Here is a 7,510-nt window from a genome sequence, read left to right on the forward strand (position 1 = left end):
GTCTCCTGCCGCCCCCGCCGGCCTTCGTCCGCCGCAGGGGGCTACCCCCGTCCCGCCGGCACGATCCCGGCGACCTCGGGAATCACGTCCGCCCACAGGTCGAGGGCGCCCTCGTCCGCCGGGGCGGGCGGTTCCACGATGGCGTGGTCGACGCCGAGTTCCGCGAGCCGGTGGAAGCGCTCGACCGCGCTCTGGACGGTGTACGAGCCGTCGGCGCCGTCCTTGGTCAGCGCGCCCGTGCCCAGCGTCGTCTTCTCGATCTCGCCGTAGGGCCGGCCCACCTCCTCGCAGCGCTCCCGCAGCACCGCGAGCTGACTGCGGATCACCTCGGTCGGCTTGATGTGGGCGTTGCGGCGCATCGGGTGGTTCGGGGGCAGTTGCGCGAGCTTCTCCCGGATCATGTCGGGGTCGGGGAGTTCGTAGACGTTGCACGCGTCGGCGTACCGGGCGACCAGGCCGAAGGTCTTCTTCGGTCCCTGGCCGCCGATGAGGATCGGCGGGTGCGGCCGCTGCGGGGAGTTGGGCTCGTTGAGCGGCCGCTCCAGGCGGTAGTGCCTGCCCTCGTACGGTCCGGTCTCCCCGCTCCACATGCGCCGGGCGATCTGCACGGTCTCCTCGAGCCGTTCGAAGCGCTCGGCGCGCGGCACCACCGGGATGCCGAGGCCGCGCTGCTCCTCCTCGAACCAGGCCGCGCCCACGCCGAAGTACATGCGGCCGCCGGACAGCGCGTCCAGGGTGCTGACCGTCTTGACCAGGACGCCGGGGTGCCGGTTGACCACACCCGTCACCAGCGTGCCCAGGCGGATCCGGGAGGTCAGGCCCGCGACGAAGCCGAGCGTGGCGTACGCCTCCGGACAGGTGCCCTCGGGACCGCGGTTGAGCGGGGTCTGGAAGAAGTGGTCCATCACCCAGAAGCTGTCGAAGCCCACCTCCTCGGCCGTGCGGGCGATCCGCCCGAGCACCGGCCCGAGGTTCTCGGGCGCGCCGGGCCACGCGAAGTTGGTGAGGTTGAGTCCAAGGCGCATACGCACCCTCCGATCGGCAGATGCAGCAAGGCAGAGGCAACAGGGGGCCGGACGCTCAGACCGGCCAGTCGAGTTGGACCAGGGCCGCGTCGATGAACGACCACTCGTACCGCGCGGCCGTCACGAAGTTCGCCGCGAGGCGGGCGCGGTCGTCGGCCGAGCAGCGCTCGCCCACCTCGTCGACGACCGTCAGGAGCTCGTCGAGGACCTCGCGGAAGTCGTCGCCCGGGTGGAGGGCCTTGACCCACTCCGCGTACCGGGCGCCCGGGTCGTGCCGGTCCCGGAGGTCGTCGGCGATCTGAATGTAGAACCAGGAGCAGGGAAGCAGCGCCCCCACCGCTTCGGCGAGGGAGCTCGCCGAGGCCGAGGCGAGGAACGTCGTGTAGGCGTGGGTGACCGGGTTGGCGGGGACCGCGCGCCAGGAGTCGTCGTGGCCGTCGCCGAGCTGGTCCGCCATGATGTCGTAGCCCATCGCCATGGCCTGGCGTGCCTCCAGCGTGCCGACGGCCATCTTCGCGAACACCATCGCGTGGGCGTGGTCGTGGGCCTGCGCGGCGGTGCGGGCGAGCGCGCGGCCGTAGCCGGGCAGGAGGAAGTCCGCGTCCTGCCGTGCGAAGTGCAGCAGCGCGCCCCCGGCCAGCGAGCCGTCCCGCAGCCCGACGAAGAACGGATGGTCCTTGAGCTTGTCCAGGAGGGGCTGGGCCGCGGCCCGCAGTTCGTCCCGCATCAGTCGAACCACTCGCCCTGCTTCATCCCGAAGAACGCGTTGCCGCGCAGCTTCAGCTTGCCGGTGATGAAGGCCTTCTGGCCGCTGAGCTTGCCGGTGGCCAGGTGCAGCATGTCGACGAGCTTGATGCCGATGATCACGTCGGCGCCCTCTTTGGTGCCGTGGCCGACGACGCAGGTGTCGTTCTCCACGTGCAGGTAGTACTCCTTGGTGCCCTCGTCGGTGGACACCTCGTACTGGAAGGTGCCCTTCTCGCCGCCCGCCTTGGCCGGGTTGAAGGTGGAGGCCAGCTTCTCGTAGACGGTGTCGAGCGCGGCGGTGACGCCGCCGGTCCTGTCGGCGAGCGCCTTCTCGACGTCGCCCTTCGGTGTGGCGTCTACGAACGCGACCAGTTCCTCGAAGCGCACGGCCAGATCGGACATGGCAATCTCCTTCATCACAGGCTTGAACGGCAGGCTTGAACAGCAGGCTTGATTGACGGGTTTGATCGGTGGGTTTGATTGGTGGGTTTGATCAGCTGGCTCGGTCGACGGGCCGGGTCGACAGGACTCGGGTGAGTGCCTCGGTGAGGCGCTCCTCGGCACGGTCGCCGTCCTCCGCGCGCCAGGCGACGAACCCGTCCGGCCGGACCAGGACGGCTCCGCCCTCCTTGACGCCGTGCCGGGCGGCCCAGCGCCCCGCCGGGTCCCGCAGGTCGCCGCCGATCCGGTGGAAGTCGAGCGGGACGTCGAGCGCGGTGCAGGACCGCGCGGCGGCCTCCCGCCATGCCTCGCCCGACGCCCCCGCGACCAGGACGAAGTGGCGCCCGTACAGATCGAGGGTGGAGAGTGCCGCGCCGTCGCGCTCCAGCGGCAGGTGCGGAGCGCGCGTGCCCGGCTGGGCGCAGAGCAGCTGCGGCGGGATGGCGGGGCTTTCGTCGGCCCCCTCGGCCCCGTAGGCCCCATCGCCCCCGTCGGCCTCGTCGGACAGGACGGCGGCCGAGCGGTAGCGGTATCCCAGGACCACCGACCACCAGTCGTGGACGCGGACGCCGCCGACGTCGGCCGCCTTGTTGCCGGTGCGCCCGACCATCTGCGCCATGGCCTGCTCCATGGTGAACTCCGACACCGCGCGGCGCTCGGCGTCGTACGTGGCAAGCAGCTCGGAGCCGGCCTCGCCCCGCACCACGGCGGCGATCTTCCACGCCAGGTTGTGCGCGTCCTGGATGCCGGCGCTGCCGCCGAACGCGCCGGTCGGGGGCACGATCCGGGCGGCGTCCCCGGCCAGGAACACCCGCCCCTCGCTGAACCGCTCGGCGCACTGCGCGCCGATGACGAACGGCAGCACCTTGGTGCCGTCGCTGGGGAGCTGGGCGATCAGGCGTCCGGTGAGGGTGGGGTCGCCGGTGGCCTCGCGGAACAGGTCGAGGCACCGCTCCTCGGGGTAGTCGTCGACGGTCTCGCCCCGGTCGGGGTGGTAGGGGGTGCCGAAGCACCAGCGCTTGTCGCCGTCGTGCGGGAAGATCACCGCGCCCTGTTCGGGCCTGTTGAGGTAGGCGAAGCCGAAGCGCCGTCCCCGCAGGACCTTGCCGAGGTCGGCCTCGACGACGACGGACACGGTGTGCAGGAGCACGCCGGGTCCCTCGACGGGGATGCCGAGCGACTCCCTGACCGGGCTGCGCTGTCCGTCGGCGGCGACGAGGTGGCCCGCGCGCACGGTGCGCCGTTCGCCCGTGGCGCGGTCGCGGAGGACGGCCGTGACGCCGAGGGCGTCCTGGGTCAGCTCCTCGAACTCCGTGTGGAAGCGGATCTCGGCGCCCAGCTCCTCGGCGCGGGTCCGCAGGATGCCCTCCAGGCGGTCCTGGTCGATGGGGCACCACTCGCAGGGGCTGACCCCCTCGGCCTCGCCGGTCGCCAGGTCCACGAAGCTGTGGTCGGCGCTGGCCAGGGAGTCGGCGACCAGCATGCGCGAGGAGTCCTCGTCGGAGGCGACGATCCCCTCGCCGCGGGCCGCGAACAGCCGCTCCTCCAGGCCGACCTGGCGGAGCAGTTCGACGGATCGGGCGTTGATGCCGCGGGCCCGCGGATGGACCAGGATCTCGGGGTGCCGCTCGACGAGCAGCGTGCGCACCCCGTGCCAGGCGCTGAACACCGCGGCCGCGAGGCCGACCATTCCCCCGCCCACGATCAGGACCTGGGTCTGTTCGTCCTGGGTCTGTTCGTCCTGCATCTGCTGTCCTCCAGGTTGCTCGATCAGGCTGCTCGATGACGCGGCAGTCGGCGACGCGCCGCCGGCCGGGGCAGGGCACTGCGGCGGGGCCCGTTCACGCCCACAGCGTCTGCACCTGCTCGTCGCGGATGGTGAACACCTCGCGCTCCAGCAGGGAGTTGAGGATGACGGCGCTGCGTACGGAGAGCAGGCTGAGGTTGGGGTCCACGACCCCGTGCGTGGACTGGGCCCGGTTCTGCACGAAGATCCTGTGCCGGTCGCCGTGCTTCCAGCGCAGCGAGTAGTCCGCTTCGATGAACGGCTCCTCGCTCTCGCCCGGTCCGAGGATGTCCGGAGCGAGCAGCAACGGCCCCGGCCTGCGCCCGGCGGCGAGGACGACATGGCGGGCGGTGTGCCGCTCCTGTCCGCCGGCCGCCCGCAGGCAGCGCAGGACGACCAGGTCGTGCTGGTTCTCGGCCGCCACCACGTCGCGGCCGGGGAGCATCATCACCGGGGACCGGCCCTCGCCCAGCCAGGTCTCGTAGTTGAGCTGGTACAGCTCCTGGAGCGTGGACATCGACACGCCGTCGCTGGTGAGGATCTGCTCCGACACGTGCCGCTCGCGCGTGCGGCTCGGCAGCGTCTGGAAGTGCCGCAGATAGGCGGGCCGGAAGAAGTCATTGGCGGGCGGCGAGTCGTCCAGGGGCGCGAACCAGGGCCTGCGGCCGATCCACCGGATGTCCCGCAGTCCGTACCGGAGCAGGCTCAGTACGGCCTCGGCGCCGGTCTGCCCGCCGCCCACGACGATCGCGGGCTCGTACGGCGCGCACCGGCAGGTCTCGAAGTGCTCGCCCACCTCCTCGGCGAGCAGCACCCCGGTCACCTCGCCGTCGCCGAAGCAGTCCGGGACGTGGGGCCGGGTTCCGGTGCCGAGCACGAGGTGGTCGCAGGTGGCGACCGGGCCGCCCGCGCCGGTCAGGACGAAGCGGTCGGTGAAGTGGATGCCGGTGATGTCGACGCCGTACCGGATGGTCCCCAGCTCGCCGCTGGCCCAGGCCAGATAGCGGTCGTACTCCAGGCGCGGGATGGCGTCGAACTGCGCGTTGAGGAAGGCGTAGATCCGCCCGGTGGTGACCAGGTAGTTGAGGAAGGTGAACCGGTTGCGGGGATCGACCAGCGTGGCCAGGTCCTTGATCCAGGACGTCTGCAGCCGTACGCCCGGGTGCATCAGGCCCGGGTGCCAGGCGTGCTCGGGGCGCCGCTCGTAGACGACGACACCGCCCGGCAGCGCCTCGTCGGCCAGCGCCGCCAGGCTCAGGTTGGCGGGGCCCGCGCCGATGGCCGCCACCTGGTGGTGCGCCACGGCGTCCGCGCCGTGACTGCCGGCGCTCCCCGTCTCGCCAGTGGTCGACACCATGGTCTGACACCTCTTCCGTCCGGATCTCCTGTGCGGACCGATGTGCCCACAGCGTGGCCGGGGCAGGTGGTGGAGGAATCGAGAACGTCTGGGCGGGCCGTCGGCCCCGACGGTTCAGCGAGGTTCGACCGCCGTCCCAGACCCGGGCTCCACACTGAGCGCCGCTGGTCCGCACGGTCCCAGCCATCACGCGTTTCCTCACAGGGAGTTCCGCATGAGCGGTATCGCCGGATGGTTCGCCCCCGGCCCGGGTGCCGGACACCAGCGGCCGACGCTGGACGCCATGACCGCGGCGCTGACCGGGCAGGGTCCCGGCGAGGGCCGGATCTGGCCCGCCGGGGGCGCCGCGCTTGCCGGGCCCCGCGGCGGGCTCGCCGAGGACCCGGAGCCCGGCCGTCCGCGGGCGGTCGGGCGGGAGGAGCCGCCCCGGGCGGCCGTCGCCTTCGACGGAGTCCTGTACGAGGCCGCGGCGGTGCGCGCCGAGTTGGCCGGGCGCGGTCACCGCTTCCGGGACGGCACGGACGCCGAGACCGTACTGCACGCCTATCTGGAGTGGGGCGCCGACTGTGCGGCGCGGCTCGACGGCGCGTTCGCCTTCGCGGTGTGGGACGCCCGCAGGCGGCGGCTGCTGCTGTGCCGGGACCGGCTCGGCGTCCGGCCGCTGTACCACGCCCGGCTCGACGGGGCGGTGTACTTCGCCTCCGAGCCGAAGGCTCTGCTGGTGGACTCCCTGGTGGAGCCCGTCCTCGACGCCGAAGGGCTGCGGGAGCTGTTCACGCAGGCCAAGACGCCGGGCCTGAGCGTCTTCCGCGGGATCGACGAGGTGCGGCCCGGTCATGTCCTGGACGTCGGCCCCGGCAGCGCCGAGCGCGCGTACTGGACGCTGCGGGCCGAGCCCCACACCGACGGCCTGGACACCACCGTCGCCACCGTCCACGCCCTGCTCGCCGACAGCGTGGCCCGCGCCGTGACGGGAGCCACCTCCCCCTGCTCGCTGCTCTCCGGAGGCCTGGACTCCGGCGCGGTGACGGCGCTCGCGGCCCGGGCCCTCGATCCCGCGGGCACCCTGCGCACGGCGACCGCGACGTTCGTCGGGTACGCCGAGAACTTCCGCCCCGACAACGTCCGCACCACCCCCGACGCCCCGTACGCGGCGGAGGTGGCCCGGCACGTCGGCTCGGACCACACGGATGTCGTCCTGGGCACGGCGGATCTGCTGGACCGTCGGCTGCGCGAGGCGGCGCTGCGCGCCCAGGACCGGCCGACGCCGTTCGCGGAGATGGACGTCGCGGGGCTGCTGATCTTCCGCGCGGCCCGGGAGCGCTCCGCGGTCGCGCTCTCCGGCGAGGCCGCCGACGAGATCTTCGGCGGCTTCACCTGGATGCACGAGCCCGATCTGACGGCCGCGGACCAGTTCCCCTGGGTCGCGTACGAGCACTCCCACGAGGCCTCGCGGCGCGGGCTCGGGCTCGGGCTCTTCGACCGCGGGCTGCTGCAGAAGCTGGAGCTGGCCGCGTACGGGGCCGACCGCTACCGGCAGGCCCTCGCCGAGGTCCCCCGCCTCGACGGCGAGGGCGGGCAGGAGCGGCGGATGCGGGAGATCTGCCATCTGCACGTCCTGCGGTGGCTGCCCCGGCTCCTCGACCGCGACGACCGGCTGAGCCGGGCCGCAGGCCTCGAGGTGCGGATGCCGTTCTGCGACTACCGCCTGGTGGAGTACCTGTTCAATGTGCCGTGGGCGCTGAAGACGTTCGACGGCAGGGAGAAGAGCCTGCTGCGGGCCGCCGTGGGCGAGCTGCTTCCGCGGTCGGTCGTGGAGCGCCGCAAGAGCCCGTTCCCGGTCAACCAGGACCCCGCCTACAGCCAGATCCTCAGGGCTGAACTCGCCCGGCTGCTCGACGCGTCGGACTCGCCGGTGCTCCCCCTGCTCGACCCGGTCGCGGCCCGCGGGGCCGCCGCCGAGGCGCGCGGCGGAGCGCACTGGCTGAGCCGCCTGAACATCGAGATGGTGCTCCAGCTCCACGGCTGGCTGACGACGTACGGGGTGCGGCTCGCGCTCTGACGCGGACGGCTGCCCGCCGCACGGTTCGTGCGGCGGGGCGCCCGGGTGGGGGATGCGGCGCTTGGTTATGGGGCTTGGGGGGCGTGCCACTT

Annotated in this window: 6 protein-coding genes; 1 reads left to right on the top strand and 5 read right to left on the bottom strand. The window is 72.8% G+C overall.

Annotated elements, in window-relative coordinates:
- Window positions 1-41: 41 nt before the first annotated feature.
- From ACFWZ5_RS43365 to ACFWZ5_RS43385, 5 genes are all read right to left on the bottom strand, one after another.
- Window positions 42-1,025 (bottom strand): LLM class F420-dependent oxidoreductase, encoded by a 984-nt coding sequence (locus ACFWZ5_RS43365; RefSeq protein ID WP_384805274.1) that lies wholly within the window; start codon window positions 1,023-1,025, stop codon window positions 42-44.
- A gap of 55 nt (window positions 1,026-1,080) precedes the next feature.
- Window positions 1,081-1,752: a TenA family protein gene (locus tag ACFWZ5_RS43370; RefSeq protein ID WP_384805276.1), complete on the bottom strand. Its 672-nt coding sequence runs from the start codon at window positions 1,750-1,752 to the stop codon at window positions 1,081-1,083.
- Entirely contained in the window at window positions 1,752-2,174 is a 423-nt protein-coding gene (locus tag ACFWZ5_RS43375) for an SCP2 sterol-binding domain-containing protein (RefSeq protein WP_384805278.1), read from the bottom strand. The genes ACFWZ5_RS43370 and ACFWZ5_RS43375 overlap by 1 nt, the downstream gene beginning before the upstream one ends.
- Before the next feature lie 91 nt (window positions 2,175-2,265).
- Entirely contained in the window at window positions 2,266-3,960 is a 1,695-nt protein-coding gene (locus tag ACFWZ5_RS43380; RefSeq protein WP_384805280.1) for an FAD-dependent monooxygenase, read from the bottom strand.
- Window positions 3,961-4,054: 94 nt separating this feature from the next.
- Window positions 4,055-5,356, bottom strand: a complete 1,302-nt coding sequence (locus tag ACFWZ5_RS43385; RefSeq protein ID WP_384805282.1) for a lysine N(6)-hydroxylase/L-ornithine N(5)-oxygenase family protein — start codon at window positions 5,354-5,356, stop codon at window positions 4,055-4,057.
- Between the two features lie 214 nt (window positions 5,357-5,570).
- Here ACFWZ5_RS43385 and asnB point away from each other — a divergent pair, with 214 nt between their 5' ends.
- Complete coding sequence (asnB, locus tag ACFWZ5_RS43390; RefSeq protein WP_384892575.1) at window positions 5,571-7,418, top strand: asparagine synthase (glutamine-hydrolyzing); 1,848 nt, start codon at window positions 5,571-5,573, stop codon at window positions 7,416-7,418.
- The last annotated feature ends 92 nt before the right edge of the window (window positions 7,419-7,510 follow it).

It is taken from the genome of Streptomyces sp. NPDC059003, assembly GCF_042740445.1.
Lineage (GTDB): Bacteria > Actinomycetota > Actinomycetes > Streptomycetales > Streptomycetaceae > Streptomyces.